The sequence below is a fragment of the Bacillus sp. LSHTCR4 genome (assembly GCF_057197025.1).
Genome location: NZ_JBXUNO010000002.1, coordinates 470,225 through 489,134 on the forward strand (window position 1 = coordinate 470,225; position 18,910 = coordinate 489,134).

The following is an 18,910-nucleotide window of genomic DNA, read 5'->3' on the forward strand; positions in this document are numbered from 1 at the left end:
TACAATGAAACAACTAACAGGCGCACAAATTCGTCAAATGTTTTTAGACTTTTTCCAAGAAAAAGGACATGCAGTAGAACCTAGTGCATCACTAGTTCCACATGAGGATCCATCTCTTTTATGGATTAACAGTGGTGTAGCAACATTAAAAAAATATTTTGATGGACGTGTAATCCCGCAAAATCCACGTATTACAAATGCTCAAAAATCAATTCGTACAAACGATATTGAAAACGTAGGGAAAACAGCTCGTCACCATACATTCTTTGAAATGTTAGGAAACTTCTCAATCGGTGATTACTTTAAAGAAGAAGCAATTACTTGGGCTTGGGAGTTCTTAACGAGCGACAAATGGATCGGATTCGATAAAGAATTACTATCCGTTACAATTCATCCAGAAGATGAAGAAGCATTCACAATTTGGAATGAGAAAATGGGTGTTCCAAAAGAGCGTATTATCCGCTTAGAAGAAAACTTCTGGGATATCGGTGAAGGACCAAGTGGACCGAATACAGAGATTTTCTATGACCGCGGAGAAGCTTATGGTAATGACTTTAGTGACCCAGAATTATATCCAGGTGGAGAAAACGAGCGTTACTTAGAAGTATGGAACCTTGTATTCTCTCAATTTAACCATAATCCAGACGGTTCATATACACCACTTCCTAAGAAAAACATCGATACAGGGATGGGTCTAGAGCGTATGACATCTATCGTTCAAGATGTGCCTACAAACTTTGACACAGACTTGTTCATGCCGATGATTGGTGCAACAGAAACAATCTCTGGTGAGAAATATCGTAATGGTGACTTAGAAAAAGATATGGCGTTTAAAGTAATTGCTGACCATATCCGTACAGTAACATTCGCTGTTGGTGACGGTGCTCTTCCATCTAACGAAGGCCGTGGCTATGTATTACGTCGTTTATTACGCCGTGCGGTTCGTTATTCGAAGAAATTAAACATCAACCGTCCATTCATGTTTGAATTAGTACCGGTTGTTGGAGAAGTAATGAAAGACTTCTATCCAGAAGTACTTGAAAAGAAAGATTTCATCGCAAAAGTTGTGAAAAATGAAGAAGAGCGTTTCCACGAAACACTTCATGATGGTGAAGCAATTTTAGCTGAAGTTATCGCAAAAGCTAAAGAAGAAAAAACAACTGTTATTTCTGGAGTAGATGCGTTCCGTCTATATGACACATACGGTTTCCCAATTGAATTAACAGAAGAATATGCAGAAGAAGCTGGTATGACAGTTGATCATGAAGGCTTTGAAAATGAAATGGAAAAACAACGTGAGCGCGCACGTGCTGCTCGTCAAGATGTTGATTCTATGCAAGTTCAAGGCGGTGTCCTTGGAGAAGTGAAAGTAGCGAGCGAATTCGTTGGTTACGGTACAGTTGCAACAGAAAGTAACGTTGTTGCACTTGTGAAAAATGGCGAATACACAGACAGCTTACAAACAGGTGAAGAAGGACAATTAATGCTTGATGTAACACCATTCTATGCTGAGAGCGGTGGACAAATTGCAGACCGTGGTTACCTTCTTGCTGATGGTGTGAAAGTTCTTGTAAAAGATGTACAAAAAGCACCAAACGGCCAAAACTTGCACAAAGTTGTTGTTGAAGAAGGTACATTAACGAAAGATGCGGCTGTAAAAGCTATTATCGATACGAAAAACCGTAGTAGCGTTGTGAAGAACCATACAGCAACTCACTTACTACACCAAGCATTAAAAGATGTACTTGGAACGCACGTTAACCAAGCGGGTTCTCTTGTAACTTCTGAACGTTTACGCTTTGACTTCTCTCACTTCGGTCAAGTACAAGCTGACGAATTAGAAAAAATTGAGCGTATCGTAAACGAGAAAATTTGGGAAAGTATTGATGTTGAGATTTCTCAAAAAGCAATCGAAGAAGCGAAAGAAATGGGCGCAATGGCATTATTCGGTGAAAAATACGGTGATGTTGTACGCGTTGTACAAGTTGGCGATTATAGCTTAGAGCTTTGCGGTGGTTGTCACGTTGATAACACAGCTTCTATCGGTATTTTCAAAATCGTTGCTGAGTCTGGTATCGGTGCAGGAACTCGTCGTATTGAAGCAGTAACTGGTAAGTCTGCTTATGAATTAATGAACGATCAAGTAGGTTTATTAAAAGAAGCAGCTGGAAAAATGAAAACAAATCCAAAAGATATTTTAACAAGAGTAGATGGTTTATTTGCTGAAGTAAAACAACTTCAAAAAGAAAACGAATCTCTTGCAGCAAAATTAAGCAATATTGAAGCTGGAAACTTAACTGATTCAGTAATGACAGTTGATGGTGTGAACGTATTAGCGGCGAAAGTAAATGTTGCAGATATGAACAACTTACGTACGATGATGGATGATCTGAAAAATAAATTAGAATCTGCGGTTGTCGTATTAGCGTCTGTAAATGATGACAAAGTAAACATCTTAGCTGGCGTAACGAAAGATTTAATTAGCCAAGGATACCATGCTGGTAAACTTGTGAAAGAAGTAGCTTCTCGTTGTGGCGGTGGCGGTGGCGGCCGTCCTGATATGGCACAAGCGGGCGGTAAAAACCCAGCGCAAGTTGAGGAAGCTTTAGCGTTTGTACAAGAGTACGTTAAATCTGTTTCAAAATAAAGAGATAGTAGTGTACAATGGTAGGGAGGAGAAGTTCTTCTCCCTATACTTACTATATAAGTGAGGTGCTTGAAATGGACGGTTTTGATAAAACAATGAAGTTTAGCATTCAAGATGAAAAACAGAGTGTCCATGTAAATGATGTACTTTTAACTGTGTATGATGCACTTCAAGAAAAAGGCTATAATCCGATTAACCAAATCGTCGGTTATTTATTAAGTGGAGACCCAGCATACATACCTCGCCATAAAGATGCACGTAGCATCATTCGCAAGCTTGAACGTGATGAGTTAATTGAAGAGCTTGTGAAGTCTTACTTGAAACATCATCGTGAGGAGTAGTTTATGCGGATATTAGGTTTAGATGTAGGTACAAAAACAGTCGGAGTTGCAATTAGCGACGAAATGGGCTGGACAGCACAAGGATTAGAAACAATTAAGATTAACGAAGAACGAGGTCACTTTGGTTTTGATCGTATTTCTGAGTTAGTAAAGCAGTACAATGTGGACAAAATAGTAGTAGGTTTACCTAAAAATATGAATGGTACAATTGGCCCACGTGGTGAAGCGTGCCAACAATTTGCAGAAAACCTACGAGAGCTGTTACAATTAGACGTTGTAATGTGGGACGAGCGTTTGTCAACGATGGCAGCGGAACGTTTACTCATTTCAGCCGATGTAAGCCGTAAGAAGCGAAAGCAAGTAATTGATAAGATGGCTGCAGTCGTAATCTTACAAGGATTTTTAGATAGTAAATAAGAGGTGACCAAAATGGAAGAAAATCAAATTACAATTGTAGACGAAAAAGGTAACGAACATTTATGTGAAATTATTTTCACTTTTGACGCTGAAAAATTTGGCAAAAAATCATACGTAGTCTTCTCTCCAATCGGTGAAGTAGACGAAGATGGAGACCAAATTTACGATGCAATGGCTTATGAGCAAAATGAAGAAGAGGGCGGAACTTTACTTCCAATCGAATCTGAAGAAGAGTGGGAAATGGTACAAGAAATGTTCAACACTCTAGCTGATGAGCAAGAAGCTGAATAATAAGTACTGAAAAGGTGGACGATATATCGTCCATCTTTTTTTTATATGTAAAATGAAAGATTTTTTGTCGAAACTGCGTAATCCTTTGTAGTATAATGAGACGGATTGTAGAAAATAAAGTATCTGTCAAAAATGATAGGTAAATTTATTGTGATTTTTCATCGTGTTGTATAGAAAGATGTACATATGGCCTACAATTGAATAAGGAGGAAGAGTTTTGGTAGAGAATCAAGTGAAAAAGAAGCGTAGACGCATTTTTTTATTCTCGATTATTGCACTGCTTTTAGTTTGTGGTTCAGTCTATGCGTATATTTCATCCGCATTAGGACCAGTTGATAACGGGAATAAAAAAGAGATTGAAGTAGAAATTCCAAAGGGATCATCTACTAGTAAAATTGGTGAGATTTTAGAAGAAAAAGGTGCTGTGAAAAACGGTACAGTTTTTAGTTTTTATACAAAGGCTAAATCTAAAAATTTACAAGCGGGTACATATTTATTAAATCCTTCAATGAGTGCGAAAGATGTTATTGAGCAAATGTCATCTGGTAATGTACATCGTCCAGCTCTTTATAAAGTGACGATAAAAGAAGGTGCACAAGTAACTGAAATTGCAGAAACGGTTGCAAACGAATTAAAGTGGAATAAAGATGATGTCGTACGTCAATTAAACGATAAAGCATTTATTCAAAAAATGCAGCAAAAGTATCCGAAATTGTTAACGGATAAAATCTTTGATAGCAATATTAAATATCCATTAGAAGGGTATTTATATCCTGCGACGTACTCTTTCTATAAAAAAGATACGAAGTTAGAAGAAATTGTCATTCCAATGCTTGAAAAAACGAATGCTATCATTGTTCAAAACGAGGCGAAAATGAAAGCGAAGAATTGGGATGTTCATCAGCTTTTAACATTGTCTTCACTTATTGAAGAAGAGGCAACAGGCTTTACAGATCGTCAAAAGATCTCTAGTGTCTTTTATAATCGTTTAGCAAAAGGTATGCCTCTGCAAACTGATCCAACGGTATTATACGCACTTGGAAAGCATAAACAACGTGTATTATATGAAGATTTAAAGATAAACTCACCGTACAATACGTATGTTGTGAAAGGATTGCCGGTTGGCCCGATTGCCAACTCTGGTAAACATTCAGTGGAAGCAGCGTTAGAGCCTGCACAAACAGATTATTATTATTTCTTAGCTGCACCAACTGGTGAAGTGTACTATGCGAAAACATTGGAAGAGCATAATGCACTAAAGCAAAAATATATTACGAAAAAACAGTGAAATGGGGAGGGATAGCGAAAAAGGTCGCACATCCCTCTTTTTTGTGGTAAAATATATCGGGTTAAAAACTGGCAGAAGAATCGTTTTTAATATCAAAACGGGACGTACAAGCTAAGGGTAAAGCTGGCTTGTATTTTTATTGCATTCTATGTGTGAAAAGACGTCATAGAGGCACTTCTCCATGTAAATAAGGAGGACCATTATGGAGGATGCAGTTAACGAGTACCTATTATCATTTATTGATCCGAAAGATAAATTAATTCTTGAAATGGAAGATTATGCGAAAGAAAATCATGTGCCGATTATGGATCGACTTGGAATGGAATTTATGTTGCAATTTTTACGTTTAATTGGACCGAAGAGCATTTTAGAGCTAGGTACAGCAATTGGCTATTCTAGTATTCGTATGATGCAAGCTATTCCAGATTCTCGCATTGTGACAGTTGAGCGCAATCGCGATCGATATGAAAAAGCACTTGAATATATAGAACGTTCACCAGTTAAAGAGCGTATTTCCGTTATTTACGGTGATGCGTTAGAAACAGGCGAACAAGTAGAAGAACATGGAACATTTGACGTTATTTTTATTGACGCAGCAAAAGGACAATATCGTCGCTTTTTTGACTTATATGAACCGTTATTAAATCCTGGAGGCGTAATTATTTCAGATAATGTTATGTACCATGGTCTTGTAACGACAAAAGAGAAAATTGAAAACAGACGTACACGTGGTTTAATCCGTCGTATTAAGACGTACAATGAATGGCTTATGAACCATGAAGGATATGATACAACGATTTTCCCAATTGGTGATGGAGTAGCTGTTAGTAAAAAGAGAGGGTGACCAAGGTATGAAGAAACCTGAATTGTTAGTAACGCCAAAAGCAGTGGCGGATATCGAACCTCTTGCGAAAGCAGGAGCAGATGCGGTAATGATCGGTGAGCAAAAGTTTGGTTTACGTTTAGCAGGGGAATTTTCACGTGAAGATGTGAAACAAGCTGTGAAGATTGCACATGAAAATGGTGTAAAAGTATATGTAGCAATGAACGCTATGTTCCACAACGATAAAGTAGAAGAATTAACAGATTATGTTGCATTTTTAAATGAAGTACATGTAGATGCAATTGTTTTCGGAGATCCAGCAGTATTAATGGCGGTTCGCGAAGTAGCGCCAAATATGCAATTGCACTGGAATACAGAAACAACAGCAACAAACTGGTTTACTTGTAACTATTGGGGACAAAGAGGAGCAAAACGTGCTGTATTAGCTCGTGAGCTTAGCTTAGATGAAATTGTTGAATTAAAAGAAAATGCTGAAGTGGAACTTGAAGTGCAAATTCACGGTATGACTTGTATGTTCCAATCGAAGCGTTCATTAGTAGGAAACTACTTTGAGTATCAAGGACGTAATCTTGACATTGAAAAGAAAAAATATGAAGAGAATATGTTCTTATATGACCCAGAGCGTAACAATAAATACCCAATTTATGAAGATGAAAATGGTACTCACATTATGAGTCCAAATGATATTTGTTTCATCGATGAGTTAGAAGAGCTAATTGATGCTGAAATCGATAGCTTAAAAATTGATGGTGTACTAAAAAGCTCTGCATACATTATTGAGGTAACGAAGAAATATCGTAAAGCAATTGATTTATGTGTAGAAGATCGTGATGCGTATTATGACGTGAAAGACGATTTATATAAAGAGATAGAAGAAATGCAACCAGTAAATCGTCCGTTAGATACAGGATTCTTCTTTAAAGAGACGGTTTACTAAACGAGGAGGGTGTAGGAAATGACTGTACAAGAAATTTCACGAGTGATCGATGGCAAACGCGTTATTGTGAAGAAACCTGAACTGTTAATCCCTGCGGGTAACTTAGAAAAATTAAAAGTAGCTATCCATTACGGGGCAGATGCTGTATATTTAGGTGGACAAGAATTTGGTCTTCGTTCGAATGCAGGTAACTTTACACTGGAAGAAATGGCAGAAGGTGTGGAATTTGCAAAGAAATATGGAGCAAAAATATATGTAACAACAAATATCTTTGCGCATAATGAAAATATGGACGGGCTAGAGGAATATTTAAAAGGGATCGAAAAAGCTGGTGTAACGGGAATTATCGTTGCTGATCCGCTTATTATTGAGACGTGTAAACGTGTAGCGCCTTCTGTTGAGGTGCATTTAAGCACACAGCAATCACTATCCAACTGGAAAGCAGCACAGTATTGGAAAGAAGAAGGTTTACATCGTCTTGTATTAGCTCGTGAAGCAAGCTATGAAGAAATGAAAGAAATTAAAGAAAAAGTGGATATTGAAATTGAAGCATTCGTCCATGGTGCAATGTGTATCGCATATTCAGGAAGATGTACGTTAAGTAACCATATGACAGCGCGTGACTCTAACCGTGGTGGTTGTTGTCAATCTTGTCGCTGGGACTATGATTTAGTTCAAACAGTATCACAACATAAAGATGCGAAAGAGCTTCCTCTATTCCAAGAAGAAGATGCTCACTTTGCAATGAGTCCAAAAGACTTAAATTTAATTTTATCAATTCCGAAAATGATTGAAATTGGAATTGATAGCTTAAAAGTTGAAGGACGTATGAAATCAATCCATTACGTAGCGACGGTAGCGACAGTATACCGTAAAGTAATTGATGCATATTGTGCGGATCCCGATAACTTTGAGTTTAAGCAAGAATGGTTAGATGAGCTTGATAAATGTGCAAATCGTGATACAGCTCCTGCATTCTTTGAAGGGGTTCCAGGACATCAAGAGCAAATGTTTGGAAATCATAGTAAGAAAACAACGTATGATTTCGCTGGTTTAGTGTTAGATTATAATGAAGAAACGGGCATCGTAACGATTGAGCAACGTAATCATTTCAAACCAGGACATGAAGTGGAGTTCTTTGGACCAGAAATAGAAAACTTTACGCAAACGGTGGAGAAAATTTGGGATGAGGATGGAAACGAATTAGATGCAGCGAGACATCCGTTGCAAATCGTGAAATTCAAAGTGGATCAACCAGTGTATGTGAATAATATGATGCGCAAAAGCATACTTCAATAAGAAAGAGTGATAGTCGAATGGGGACGAATAAGCCTGTTGTAATTGGAATTGCTGGTGGTTCGGGATCAGGTAAAACGAGTGTAACGAAAGCGATTTTTGACCATTTTAAAGGTCATTCTATTTTAATCTTAGAGCAAGATTATTATTACAAAGATCAAAGCCATTTACCAATGGAAGAGCGTTTAAAAACAAATTATGATCATCCGCTTGCGTTTGATAATGATCTGTTAATTGAACATTTGCAGCAGTTGCTTGCATATGAGCAAATTGATAAGCCTGTATATGACTATACATTGCATACGCGTTCAGAAGAAATTATTCCAGTTGAGCCGAAAGATGTAATCATTTTAGAAGGAATTCTTATTTTAGAAGACCCACGTCTTTGTGAGTTAATGGACATTAAGTTATTCGTTGATACAGATGCTGACCTTCGTATTCTGCGCCGCATGCAGCGTGATATTAAAGAACGCGGTCGTACGATGGATTCAGTTATTGATCAATACGTAAATGTTGTACGTCCAATGCACAATCAATTTATTGAGCCTTCTAAGAAATTTGCGGATATTATTATCCCTGAAGGTGGACAAAACCATGTTGCAATTGATATTATGGTTACAAAAATTGCAACAATTCTTGAACAAAAAGTAAATTTGTAATAGCATAGTAAAAGATATACGATAGGAAGGGATTTTTTCCCTTCCTATCGAATACAATGAAACATGCAACCTCATCTATATATAGGTGAGGGCATATTTATATCAACTTTCCATACATATCTTCTTTATATAAAGAAGAATTGGGAATACGGGGTTGTATGTGACAACTCCGCTAGTACAGGGGTACTAGAAACCTCCGCTATACATATAAGCGGGGGAGTTTTCATATGGAACTCCTCTTTTTTTTCGGGGGATTGGTATATAAAAGGAGTGGAAAATATGGCAACAGAAAAAACATACCCTATGACGCAAGAGGGTAAGCAAAAGTTAGAGAACGAACTTGAGGATTTAAAAACGGTAAAACGTAAAGAAGTTGTAGAGCGCATTAAAATCGCTCGTAGCTTCGGAGATCTTTCTGAGAACTCTGAGTATGATGCGGCAAAAGATGAGCAGGCGTTCGTAGAAGGACGTATTACACAATTAGAAAACATGATTCGTAATGCAGTTATCATCACAGATAACGGTGAAGAGTCTACAGTTGTTACATTAGGTAAAACAGTAACATTTAAAGAATTGCCAAATGGAGATGAAGAAGCTTACACAATCGTAGGTAGCGCAGAAGCAGACCCATTTGAAGGAAGAATTTCTAACGATTCTCCAATCGCAAAAAGCTTATTAGGTAAGCAAATTGGTGAGAAGGTAGCAATCCAAACGCCAGGTGGAGAAATGCAAGTAGAGATTATCTCTGTAAAATAATTAAAAATCACTCGTGTAAAAGCGAGTGATTTTTTTATTTGTATAAAAGATGAAACACTCCGTCCAAACTATAATAGACGAGGTGTTTTTTTATGAAAATAAAACGGAGAATCACAATTGTTTTAATTTGTTTTATATGTGTCATGTTTATATTACTTTGTCGTTTAATTCAAATACAAATTATCGATACGGAATCATTTACGGATCGTAAGATTAATTTAATCGAAAAAAGTGTTACACAACGGACGCAATCCATTACGGTAGATGATGGACGAGGTCATTTTATAGATCGTAATGGTAAGGAAATAGGTGAGAAAAAGTATCCTGTTTTAATTGTTTTTCCATTTCTACAAATAAAAAATGACATGTTGGAGAAAATTGCGCATATCATTGGTATGTCGAGACAAGAGATTGAAAGTCAAATGAAAGATAAGAAAAGTGCATTTATCATGCAAAGAGGAAATGGACCATTTCGCTTGGCGCGAGAGCAGATGGAGAAGGTGAATCAATTAAATGTATTAGGCATTGTAGCAGCTGAAGTTCGTTTACGGCAGGCTAGTGTGAGGAATCATTTAATTGGCGATGTGGGTGAGAATGAACGAGAATTTCAAAAACGATACGGAGAAGTAAGAAAAATTTCAAAACAAACGCCGATTGGCATTTCAGGATTGCAGCAATCATTTGATGAATTTCTTTTGACTGATGGAGAGGCAAAAGTATTGTATCAAGTGGATCGGCAAGGAGAACCGATTTTTGGAAAACAAGCGAAATATACATCGCCTGGAAATCCGTTTTATCCCGTGACGATTCAAACTACTTTACATAACGAGTTACAGATAAAAGCGGAAGAAGTAGTTGAAGCAAGTGAAATAAAGAAGGGGGGACTAGTGTTACTTGATGTAAAGAAAAATGAAATTTTAGCGATGGTCAGCAAACCATCTGTACAGGTGAAAGATAAGGCTTTATATAAAAATACACTTGAAAATCAAATGTTAACACCACATTTTCCTGGTTCTGTTTTTAAAACAATAGTTGCAGCGGCAGTGATTGATCAAAATAAAAATGTTTTTAATCGTACATTTAATTGTAATAAAGATTTATATGGTGAAGACCACCCACAAGTTATGATGGGTACACTTAGTTTTAAAGAGAGCTTTGCTAGAAGCTGTAACAGGACATTTGCAGAGTTAGGCAACGAGTTAATACAAAAGGATAAGATGGTGTTAGAAACTTACGTAGCAGCTTTAGGAGCCGCTGATAAGGTTGGATGGAAAGGTTCTGTATTTCATACAACTCATTTTGAGCAAATGCCAGAGGAGAAAAGTGTTGCGATTTGGGAGAATGAAGGAAATAAGAATAGTAAAAAGGCGGTAGCACAAACAGCAATTGGACAGAAAGATGTACGTATGTCACCTCTAGCAATTGCGAATATGATGGCGACAATTGCTAGAGGTGGGGAAAAGATGGAAGTGAAAGCTGTTGAAAAAATAATGTATAAAAGTGGAACGGACTTTTATACATTTGAAGGCCATACATTAGGTGGAAAACAGCTTTCGTATGAAACAGTGAAAAAATTACAACAGTTATTAAGGAGCGTTGTAACAACGGAGAAAGGCACAGGAGCAGCATTCAGGTCGTTACCATTAAGTGTTGCTGGAAAGTCTGGGACAGCACAAACAGGAAAAGAGACGAAAGAGAATCGATGGTTTGCAGGTTATTTTCCATATGAAAATCCAAGATATGCTTTAGTTGTCGTGGATATAGAAACGAATAGCGATGTAAATAAAGTTACACCTATTTTCAAATCTATCGTAGAATCAATCTATCGATTAGAGAATGAAAAGTAATCTTGCAATTCATAGTGAAATGTTTTCATTTCGTGAAAATATTATTGTAAATGTTCAACCTTTCTAGATTTAATGTTACAATAGCAAGTATGAAAAACTGCATGGAGGTTTGAAGAATGGCAGGAGGATCTAGATTCCAACAGAAACAACAAAAACGTCGTCAAAACGGTGTTTTAAATATTGCAATCGCAATTGTATTAATATTAGTAGCTATTGTAGCATATCAATTGTTCGTTCCTGACACGAAAGAGCAAGCGTCTTCTAGCGATAAAAAGGTAGCTCAGCAAACAACGAAAGAGAATAAGTCTGAGAAAGCTAAAGGAAAAGAAGAGACGAAGAAGAATGAACAAGAGAAGGCAGAGGCTAAGAAAGAAGAGGAAGAGAAGCTAAAGGCTGAAGAAGAACAGAAAAAAGCTGAAGAAGAAGCGAAAGCTAATGAGAAAGTACCAGCTGAAAAAACACAGCCAAAGGCAACTGACGCTTATACGAAATCTTCTTGGAAGCCAGTAGGTACAGAGCAAGGTGCAACACCAGATGGGAAGTTTCAAAAAGGAACAGCAAATTGGAATGAGATGATAAAAGCGATTTCTACTGCTGTTGAAGTTCCGGAAAACCAGTTAGTGCTTCATTGGGTTGGGCGAGATAAGACTGGAAAGAGCAAAGCTTATGGTGATGTTCAAGATAAGCAAAGTGGGAAAAGATATTACGTAAATATTGATTGGGTAGACAATGAGGGCTGGAAACCAGTACTTGTTCAAACTCTAAATTAAAAAAGAGAAGCTCCTTAGGAGCTTCTCTTTTTTAATTAGCGTAATTTCTTTAATTTAAAATGAACAACCGCGCTATAATATGGTCTTTTGCTTTCAGGATCCATAATCATTTGATGTGAGATGTGATGAACTTCAAGCATAAGTGCTTTATTATTATCGATTTGTTCACTAATTTTTCGTTCTAAAGAAGCTAAGTCTCCCGCTTCAAAAAATTCTACTTTATCTTCTAACATTTCAAAGGTAAATGACATGAAGACGGCCCCTCTCCTATGTAATCAACTATAGTGTAACAAAGAAAAGAAGGAAATACCATGTACATTTCAATTGACATTTTTAGAAAGAGGGAATATCATACTGATAAAACCGATAAGAAAAAGGGGAATTTTATGGGTACAGAATTTAATGGTTTATTTGATGAGTGGGCTCATACGTATGACTCATTTGTACAAGGCGAAGATATACAATATAAAGAAGTTTTCGCCCATTATGAGGACATTCTAGAGGATGTAGTTAACAAGTCATTTGGTAATGTATTAGAATTTGGTGTTGGCACAGGTAATTTAACAAATAAATTATTACTTGCTGGCCGCACAGTTTACGGTATAGAACCGTCACGTGAAATGCGCATGATTGCAAAAGAGAAATTACCAAAAGAGTTTTCCATTACAGAAGGTGATTTTCTCTCGTTTGAAGTCCCAAATTCAATTGATACCATAGTAAGCACCTATGCATTTCATCATTTAACAGATGATGAAAAAAATGTAGCGATTGCGAAGTATAGTCAATTGCTAAACAAAGGTGGTAAAATAGTGTTTGCTGATACGATATTTGCAGATCAAGATGCATATGATAAAACTGTTGAAGCAGCAAAACAAAGAGGTTTTCATCAGTTAGCAAACGATTTGCAAACGGAATACTATACACGTATTCCAGTTATGCAGACTATTTTTGAAAACAATGGCTTCCATGTAACGTTTACGAGATTAAATCATTTCGTGTGGGTAATGGAGGCAACTAAGCAATAGAAAGAGGGATTAGATTGAGAATTGCTGTAATTGGAGCAATGGAAGAAGAAGTACGTATTTTACGTGACAAATTAGAACAAGCAGAAACAGAAACGGTTGCGGGTTGTGAATTTACGAAAGGACAATTAGCAGGACATGAAGTAATCTTGTTAAAGTCTGGTATTGGTAAAGTAAATGCAGCGATGTCAACGACAATTTTATTAGAAAGATATAAGCCTGAAAAAGTAATCAATACTGGTTCAGCTGGTGGATTCCATCATTCTCTAAATGTTGGAGATGTCGTTATTTCAACAGAAGTTCGTCACCATGACGTAGATGTAACAGCATTTAACTATGAATATGGTCAAGTACCAGGAATGCCGCCTGGATTCAAGGCTGATGAAGCATTAGTTGCATTAGCTGAGAAATGTATGCAGGCAGAAGAAAATATTCAAGTTGTAAAAGGTATGATTGCAACAGGCGATTCATTTATGAGTGATCCGAACCGCGTTGCAGCCATTCGTGATAAATTCGAAAATCTTTATGCAGTAGAAATGGAAGCAGCAGCTGTTGCACAAGTATGCCACCAATATGAAGTTCCGTTTGTTATCATCCGTGCACTTTCTGATATTGCTGGTAAAGAATCAAATGTTTCATTTGATCAATTTTTAGATCAAGCAGCTCTTCATTCTACAAACTTTATCGTAAAAGTATTAGAAGAGTTAAAGTAATGTAACAAAAAGGCAACTGTCTCATATAAAGAAAATACATACAGTTGCCTTTTCTTTATTGGCAAATAAGGGGGAGAACACGATGAATGTATATCGTGGAGTTCATGAGTTAATTGGTCATACACCAATTGTAGAGATTACTCGTTTTTCACTTCCAGAAGGGGTCCGTTTATTTGCGAAGCTTGAATTTTATAACCCAGGTGGAAGCGTTAAGGATCGTTTAGGAAGAGAATTAATCGAAGATGCGCTCGAAAAAGGGCTTGTTACCCAGGGCGGAACAATTATTGAACCGACTGCTGGAAATACTGGTATTGGACTGGCACTTGCAGCGTTACAACATGATTTGCGCGTTATTGTTTGTGTACCAGAGAAATTTAGTATTGAAAAACAAGAATTAATGAAAGCACTAGGTGCAACGGTCGTGCATACACCGACTGAGCAAGGAATGACAGGCGCAATAGCAAAAGCGAAAGAGTTAGTAAATGACATACCGAATTCATACTCTCCAAGTCAGTTTGCGAATGAAGCAAACCCTCGTGCTTATTTCAAAACACTAGGTCCTGAACTTTGGTCGGCACTTAATGGAGAGATTAACATATTTGTTGCAGGAGCAGGAACTGGTGGTACATTCATGGGGACTGCATCTTATTTGAAAGAAAAAAATGTAGATATAAAAACGGTTATTGTGGAACCAGAAGGATCTATTTTAAATGGTGGTAAAGCTGGCTCACATGAAACAGAAGGGATTGGCCTTGAATTCATCCCGCCATTTTTGAAAACATCTTATTTTGATGAAATTCATACAATTTCTGATCGAAATGCATTTTTACGAGTGAAAGAATTAGCGCAGAAAGAAGGTCTTCTCGTTGGAAGCTCTTCAGGAGCAGCATTTCATGCAAGCTTACTTGAAGCAGAGAAAGCGGCGCCAGGTACAAATATTGTAACGATTTTTCCTGATAGTAGTGAGCGCTATTTAAGTAAAGACATATACAAAGGATGGGAATAAAAAATGAGAGCAAAGACAAAGTTAATTCATGGTATTCGCATAGGAGAACCTTCAACTGGATCTGTAAATGTACCGATTTATCAAACGAGTACGTACAAACAAGAGGCAGTTGGTAAGCATCAAGGATATGAATATTCACGTACAGGCAACCCAACACGTGCAGCTTTAGAAGAAATGATCGCTGTATTAGAAAACGGTCATGCTGGTTTTGCATTTGGTTCAGGAATGGCTGCCATTACAGCTACAATTATGCTATTCTCAAAAGGTGACCACGTTATTTTAACAGATGATGTGTATGGTGGAACGTACCGCGTGATTACGAAAGTATTAAACCGCTTCGGTATTGAGCATACATTTGTAGATACAACAAACTTAGAGGAAGTTGAAGAAGCGATTCGTCCAAATACGAAAGCGATTTATGTAGAAACACCAACGAATCCATTACTAAAAATTACTGATATTAAAAAAATATCTACTCTTGCTAAAGAGAAAGATTTATTAACAATTATTGATAACACATTCATGACGCCATATTGGCAGTCGCCGATTTCTTTAGGAGCAGATATTGTGCTTCATAGTGCAACGAAATATTTAGGAGGTCATAGTGACGTAGTTGCAGGTTTAGTAGTTGTAAATAGCCCGCAATTAGCAGAAGACCTTCACTTTGTACAAAACTCAACAGGAGGCATTCTTGGCCCACAAGATAGCTTCTTACTACTTCGTGGTTTAAAAACATTAGGAATTCGAATGGAAGAGCATGAAACGAATTCACGCGCAATTGCTGAGTTTTTAAATAATCATCCAAAAGTAAATAAAGTATATTATCCAGGTCTTGAGTCACATCAAAATCATGAATTAGCAACAGAACAAGCAAATGGATTTGGTGCTATTATCTCATTTGATGTAGATAGCGAAGAAACATTAAATAGAGTACTTGAGAAATTACAATACTTTACACTGGCTGAAAGTTTAGGAGCAGTAGAAAGTTTAATTTCTATCCCATCTCAAATGACACATGCATCAATCCCAGCAGATCGTCGCAAAGAATTAGGAATTACAGATACATTAATTCGAATTTCTGTCGGTATTGAAGACGGAGAAGATTTAATTGAAGATTTAGCACAAGCGTTAGCATAGTAAAAATGCACTGCTAATATAGGCAGTGCATTTTTATTACATCCATTTTGTGAAACATTTCACAAAATGGACATACACAAATGAAATGATTTCATGTATATTGAATTCATGAAGTGTTACTCACGAACAAACTTGTGAAACATTTCACAAACAATGAGGTTCATGTAGGAAAGCAATTCTATTTTTTTTGCGCTAATCGGGACTGATTATGGCCTATAGGGTCTTATTTAGTCCAAGATAGCAGAATAGGAGGAATTTACATGGTAGTCAAAGAGAAAGTTGTAAATGAAATGCAGGAAGTAATAGAGATGATTGATACGTTAGTGAATAACGGTCGGAAGGCTTTACAAGCATTAGAAAGTTTTACACAAGAGCAAATTGACAACATTGTTCATGAAATGGCATTAGCAGGTGTTGATCAACATATGCCACTTGCGAAGTTGGCTATTGAAGAAACAGGTCGTGGTGTATACGAAGATAAATGCATTAAAAATATTTTTGCTACCGAATATATTTGGCATAGCATAAAGAAAGATAAAACAGTAGGGATTATTCACGAAGATCCTCATGAAGAAATAATAGAAATTGCGGAGCCCGTCGGTGTAGTAGCTGGGGTAACCCCAGTAACGAATCCAACATCGACAACAATGTTTAAAGCATTAATCGCGATAAAAACGAGAAATCCAATTATTTTCGCATTTCATCCTTCCGCACAAAACTGTTCTATTGCAGCGGCGAAAACAGTATACGATGCAGCGGTGAAGGCGGGGGCACCAAAACATTGTATTCAGTGGATTGAAAAACCTTCTGTCGAAGCAACGAAACAATTAATGAACCATGAAGGTGTTGCGCTTGTTTTGGCGACTGGAGGGGCTGGTATGGTGAAATCAGCTTATTCTACTGGAAAACCAGCGCTAGGTGTAGGTCCTGGTAATGTACCATGTTATATAGAGAAATCAGCGCATATAAAACGAGCAGTTAATGATTTAATTTTATCCAAAACATTTGATAACGGTATGATTTGTGCATCAGAACAAGCAATTATTGTAGACAAGGAAATTTATGATAATGTGAAAACAGAGATGATTGCAAATGATTGTTACTTTGTAACCGAGGAAGAGAGAAGTAAATTAGAAAAGCTTGTTATTAATGAAAATACATGTGCAGTAAATAGTGATATTGTAGGGAAATCCGCACAGTATATTGCCGAATTAGTTGGAATTACTGTACCTAAAAATACAAAAATGCTTGTAGCTGAAATACAAGGCATCGGAGCCGCATATCCACTATCTCGTGAGAAGTTAAGTCCAGTATTAGCTTGTGTAAAAGCAAATTCATTAGAAGAAGGATTTACATATTGTGAAGAAATGTTAAACCTCGGTGGTTTAGGACATTCAGCGGTTATCCATTCTGTAAATAAAGAAGTGCAAAAGCAATTTGGATTACGTATGAAAGCTTGCCGCCTTATTGTAAATGCCCCTTCATCACAAGGTGGAATCGGTGATATATATAATGGATTTATTCCATCACTTACGCTTGGTTGCGGTTCTTACGGGAAAAACTCGGTTTCTCAAAACGTAACAGCGACGCATTTATTAAATATAAAAAGGTTGGCAAATAGAAAAAAGAATATGCAGTGGTTCAAATTACCACCAAAAATTTATTTTGAAAAACATGCGACAGCATATTTAGCAAATATGCCTAACATTTCACGTGCATTTATTGTAACGGATCCAGGAATGGTTGAGCACGGATATGTAGATACGGTCGCACATTATTTACGTAAACATACAAATGATGTGAAAGTTGAGGTTTTCTTTGAGGTTGAGCCAGATCCATCAGATGAAACTGTGTTTAAAGGTGCGGAAATGATGAGAAGTTTTCAGCCGGATGTAATTATCGCACTTGGTGGTGGTTCTGCGATGGATGCAGCAAAAGGGATGTGGTTATTCTATGAGCACCCAGAAACAACATTCTATGGCATTAAACAGAAGTTTTTAGATATAAGAAAACGTACATGTAAATATCCGGAGTTAGGAAGTAAAGCGCAGTTTGTTGCCATTCCAACAACATCTGGAACAGGATCAGAAGTGACACCATTTGCGGTTATTACAGATAAGAAAAATAATATAAAGTATCCACTCGCGGATTATGAATTAACGCCAGATGTAGCAATTGTTGATCCGCAATTTGTAATGACAGTACCACCACATGTAACAGCAGACACTGGGATGGACGTATTAACGCATGCAATCGAGGCATATGTGTCTGTTTTAGCAAATGATTATACAGATGGATTAGCATTAAAGGCCATTGATCTCGTATTTAAATATTTACCAAGAGCATTTAAAGATGGAAATGATGAAGAAGCACGAGAAAAGATGCATAATGCTTCTGCAATCGCAGGAATGGCATTTGCAAATGCTTTTCTAGGTATTAATCACAGTTTAGCACATAAAATTGGACCGGAATTCCATATTCCGCATGGGCGTGCAAATGCCATTCTTATGCCGCACGTAGTTCGCTATAATGCTATTAAGCCAAGAAAACACGCATTGTTCCCAAAATATGAGCATTTTGTAGCTGATGAACGCTATGCACATATTGCGAGAATGCTCGGGCTTCCAGCAAGTTCGGCGGCAGAAGGTGTGGAATCACTCGTCAAAGCAATTATTGATCTCGGAAAAAGTTTAAATATAAATATGAGTATTGCAGGACAAGGAGTTGCTAAAGACCAATTTGAAGAGGTTGTTGGAGTATTGGCAGAAAGAGCTTTTGAAGATCAATGTACAACAGCTAATCCAAAATTACCTCTCATTTCAGAGTTGAAAGAAATTTATATGAAAGCATATAAAGGTGAGTAATGGTTATAAAAGAGTCGCAATAAAGCGGCTCTTTTTCTTTTGGAAAACATCTCCCAGAATGGCTGTATTTACTTG

At 37.1% G+C, this 18,910-nt stretch carries 18 protein-coding genes; 17 read left to right on the forward strand and 1 reads right to left on the reverse strand.

Annotated elements, in window-relative coordinates; all coding sequences use genetic code 11:
- Positions 1-4: 4 nt before the first annotated feature.
- From alaS to AC2CGR_RS16155, 12 genes are all read left to right on the forward strand, one after another.
- Positions 5-2,647 carry an alanine--tRNA ligase gene (gene alaS / locus AC2CGR_RS16100; protein WP_000811834.1) on the forward strand — a complete coding sequence of 881 codons (2,643 nt, stop codon included), beginning with the start codon at positions 5-7 and terminating at the stop codon, positions 2,645-2,647.
- Between the two features lie 74 nt (positions 2,648-2,721).
- On the forward strand, positions 2,722-2,988 hold the full coding sequence (locus AC2CGR_RS16105; RefSeq protein ID WP_000348590.1) for an IreB family regulatory phosphoprotein: 267 nt from the start codon (positions 2,722-2,724) through the stop codon (positions 2,986-2,988).
- Between the two features lie 3 nt (positions 2,989-2,991).
- Complete coding sequence (gene ruvX / locus AC2CGR_RS16110) at positions 2,992-3,405, forward strand: Holliday junction resolvase RuvX (protein WP_001221193.1); 414 nt, start codon at positions 2,992-2,994, stop codon at positions 3,403-3,405.
- 12 nt (positions 3,406-3,417) lie between these two features.
- Positions 3,418-3,696 carry a DUF1292 domain-containing protein gene (locus AC2CGR_RS16115; protein WP_000392247.1) on the forward strand — a complete coding sequence of 93 codons (279 nt, stop codon included), beginning with the start codon at positions 3,418-3,420 and terminating at the stop codon, positions 3,694-3,696.
- Positions 3,697-3,913: 217 nt separating this feature from the next.
- Positions 3,914-4,984, forward strand: a complete 1,071-nt coding sequence (gene mltG / locus AC2CGR_RS16120; protein WP_087965841.1) for an endolytic transglycosylase MltG — start codon at positions 3,914-3,916, stop codon at positions 4,982-4,984.
- Positions 4,985-5,186: 202 nt separating this feature from the next.
- On the forward strand, positions 5,187-5,828 hold the full coding sequence (locus tag AC2CGR_RS16125; RefSeq protein ID WP_087965839.1) for an O-methyltransferase: 642 nt from the start codon (positions 5,187-5,189) through the stop codon (positions 5,826-5,828).
- A 7-nt stretch (positions 5,829-5,835) separates the two neighbouring features.
- Positions 5,836-6,765: a peptidase U32 family protein gene (locus tag AC2CGR_RS16130; protein WP_087965837.1), complete on the forward strand. Its 930-nt coding sequence runs from the start codon at positions 5,836-5,838 to the stop codon at positions 6,763-6,765.
- An 18-nt stretch (positions 6,766-6,783) separates the two neighbouring features.
- Positions 6,784-8,064, forward strand: a complete 1,281-nt coding sequence (locus AC2CGR_RS16135; RefSeq protein ID WP_000217969.1) for a peptidase U32 family protein — start codon at positions 6,784-6,786, stop codon at positions 8,062-8,064.
- A 17-nt stretch (positions 8,065-8,081) separates the two neighbouring features.
- Positions 8,082-8,720 carry a uridine kinase gene (gene udk / locus AC2CGR_RS16140; RefSeq protein ID WP_000537078.1) on the forward strand — a complete coding sequence of 213 codons (639 nt, stop codon included), beginning with the start codon at positions 8,082-8,084 and terminating at the stop codon, positions 8,718-8,720.
- Between the two features lie 279 nt (positions 8,721-8,999).
- A complete protein-coding gene (greA, locus tag AC2CGR_RS16145) occupies positions 9,000-9,476 on the forward strand; it encodes a transcription elongation factor GreA (protein ID WP_000179966.1) in 477 nt (158 codons plus the stop codon).
- Positions 9,477-9,568: 92 nt separating this feature from the next.
- On the forward strand, positions 9,569-11,323 hold the full coding sequence (locus AC2CGR_RS16150; protein WP_087965833.1) for a peptidoglycan D,D-transpeptidase FtsI family protein: 1,755 nt from the start codon (positions 9,569-9,571) through the stop codon (positions 11,321-11,323).
- A gap of 116 nt (positions 11,324-11,439) precedes the next feature.
- The gene (locus AC2CGR_RS16155; protein WP_087965831.1) at positions 11,440-12,093 is read left to right on the forward strand and encodes a YrrS family protein; all 654 of its coding nucleotides are present in this window, start codon (positions 11,440-11,442) and stop codon (positions 12,091-12,093) included.
- Positions 12,094-12,128: 35 nt separating this feature from the next.
- Here the strand turns inward: AC2CGR_RS16155 and AC2CGR_RS16160 are convergent, their stop codons facing one another.
- Positions 12,129-12,344: a YrzA family protein gene (locus AC2CGR_RS16160; RefSeq protein ID WP_000010980.1), complete on the reverse strand. Its 216-nt coding sequence runs from the start codon at positions 12,342-12,344 to the stop codon at positions 12,129-12,131.
- A 135-nt stretch (positions 12,345-12,479) separates the two neighbouring features.
- On the opposite strand from AC2CGR_RS16160, the gene AC2CGR_RS16165 reads away from it, so the two are divergent.
- The 5 genes from AC2CGR_RS16165 (at position 12,480) to adhE (ending at position 18,835) form a co-directional block, all read left to right on the forward strand.
- Positions 12,480-13,118, forward strand: a complete 639-nt coding sequence (locus tag AC2CGR_RS16165) for a class I SAM-dependent methyltransferase (RefSeq protein ID WP_000536319.1) — start codon at positions 12,480-12,482, stop codon at positions 13,116-13,118.
- 14 nt (positions 13,119-13,132) lie between these two features.
- On the forward strand, positions 13,133-13,828 hold the full coding sequence (gene mtnN, locus AC2CGR_RS16170) for a 5'-methylthioadenosine/S-adenosylhomocysteine nucleosidase (RefSeq protein WP_001217039.1): 696 nt from the start codon (positions 13,133-13,135) through the stop codon (positions 13,826-13,828).
- An 82-nt stretch (positions 13,829-13,910) separates the two neighbouring features.
- Entirely contained in the window at positions 13,911-14,834 is a 924-nt protein-coding gene (locus tag AC2CGR_RS16175) for an O-acetylserine dependent cystathionine beta-synthase (RefSeq protein WP_029439984.1), read from the forward strand.
- Between the two features lie 3 nt (positions 14,835-14,837).
- Complete coding sequence (locus tag AC2CGR_RS16180) at positions 14,838-15,971, forward strand: bifunctional cystathionine gamma-lyase/homocysteine desulfhydrase (protein WP_071726595.1); 1,134 nt, start codon at positions 14,838-14,840, stop codon at positions 15,969-15,971.
- Positions 15,972-16,231: 260 nt separating this feature from the next.
- Positions 16,232-18,835: a bifunctional acetaldehyde-CoA/alcohol dehydrogenase gene (gene adhE, locus AC2CGR_RS16185; RefSeq protein ID WP_087965827.1), complete on the forward strand. Its 2,604-nt coding sequence runs from the start codon at positions 16,232-16,234 to the stop codon at positions 18,833-18,835.
- The last annotated feature ends 75 nt before the right edge of the window (positions 18,836-18,910 follow it).

Excerpts from the sequence above, each read along its gene's own strand:
- alaS (WP_000811834.1), top strand. The coding sequence starts at position 5 with ATGAAACAACTAACAGGCGCACAAATTCGTCAAATGTTTTTAGACTTT.
- AC2CGR_RS16105 (WP_000348590.1), top strand. The coding sequence starts at position 2,722 with ATGGACGGTTTTGATAAAACAATGAAGTTTAGCATTCAAGATGAAAAA.
- ruvX (WP_001221193.1), top strand. The coding sequence starts at position 2,992 with ATGCGGATATTAGGTTTAGATGTAGGTACAAAAACAGTCGGAGTTGCA.
- AC2CGR_RS16115 (WP_000392247.1), top strand. The coding sequence starts at position 3,418 with ATGGAAGAAAATCAAATTACAATTGTAGACGAAAAAGGTAACGAACAT.
- AC2CGR_RS16125 (WP_087965839.1), top strand. The coding sequence starts at position 5,187 with ATGGAGGATGCAGTTAACGAGTACCTATTATCATTTATTGATCCGAAA.
- AC2CGR_RS16130 (WP_087965837.1), top strand. The coding sequence starts at position 5,836 with ATGAAGAAACCTGAATTGTTAGTAACGCCAAAAGCAGTGGCGGATATC.
- AC2CGR_RS16135 (WP_000217969.1), top strand. The coding sequence starts at position 6,784 with ATGACTGTACAAGAAATTTCACGAGTGATCGATGGCAAACGCGTTATT.
- udk (WP_000537078.1), top strand. The coding sequence starts at position 8,082 with ATGGGGACGAATAAGCCTGTTGTAATTGGAATTGCTGGTGGTTCGGGA.
- greA (WP_000179966.1), top strand. The coding sequence starts at position 9,000 with ATGGCAACAGAAAAAACATACCCTATGACGCAAGAGGGTAAGCAAAAG.
- AC2CGR_RS16150 (WP_087965833.1), top strand. The coding sequence starts at position 9,569 with ATGAAAATAAAACGGAGAATCACAATTGTTTTAATTTGTTTTATATGT.
- AC2CGR_RS16155 (WP_087965831.1), top strand. The coding sequence starts at position 11,440 with ATGGCAGGAGGATCTAGATTCCAACAGAAACAACAAAAACGTCGTCAA.
- AC2CGR_RS16160 (WP_000010980.1), bottom strand. The coding sequence starts at position 12,344 with ATGTCATTTACCTTTGAAATGTTAGAAGATAAAGTAGAATTTTTTGAA.
- AC2CGR_RS16165 (WP_000536319.1), top strand. The coding sequence starts at position 12,480 with ATGGGTACAGAATTTAATGGTTTATTTGATGAGTGGGCTCATACGTAT.
- AC2CGR_RS16175 (WP_029439984.1), top strand. The coding sequence starts at position 13,911 with ATGAATGTATATCGTGGAGTTCATGAGTTAATTGGTCATACACCAATT.
- AC2CGR_RS16180 (WP_071726595.1), top strand. The coding sequence starts at position 14,838 with ATGAGAGCAAAGACAAAGTTAATTCATGGTATTCGCATAGGAGAACCT.
- adhE (WP_087965827.1), top strand. The coding sequence starts at position 16,232 with ATGGTAGTCAAAGAGAAAGTTGTAAATGAAATGCAGGAAGTAATAGAG.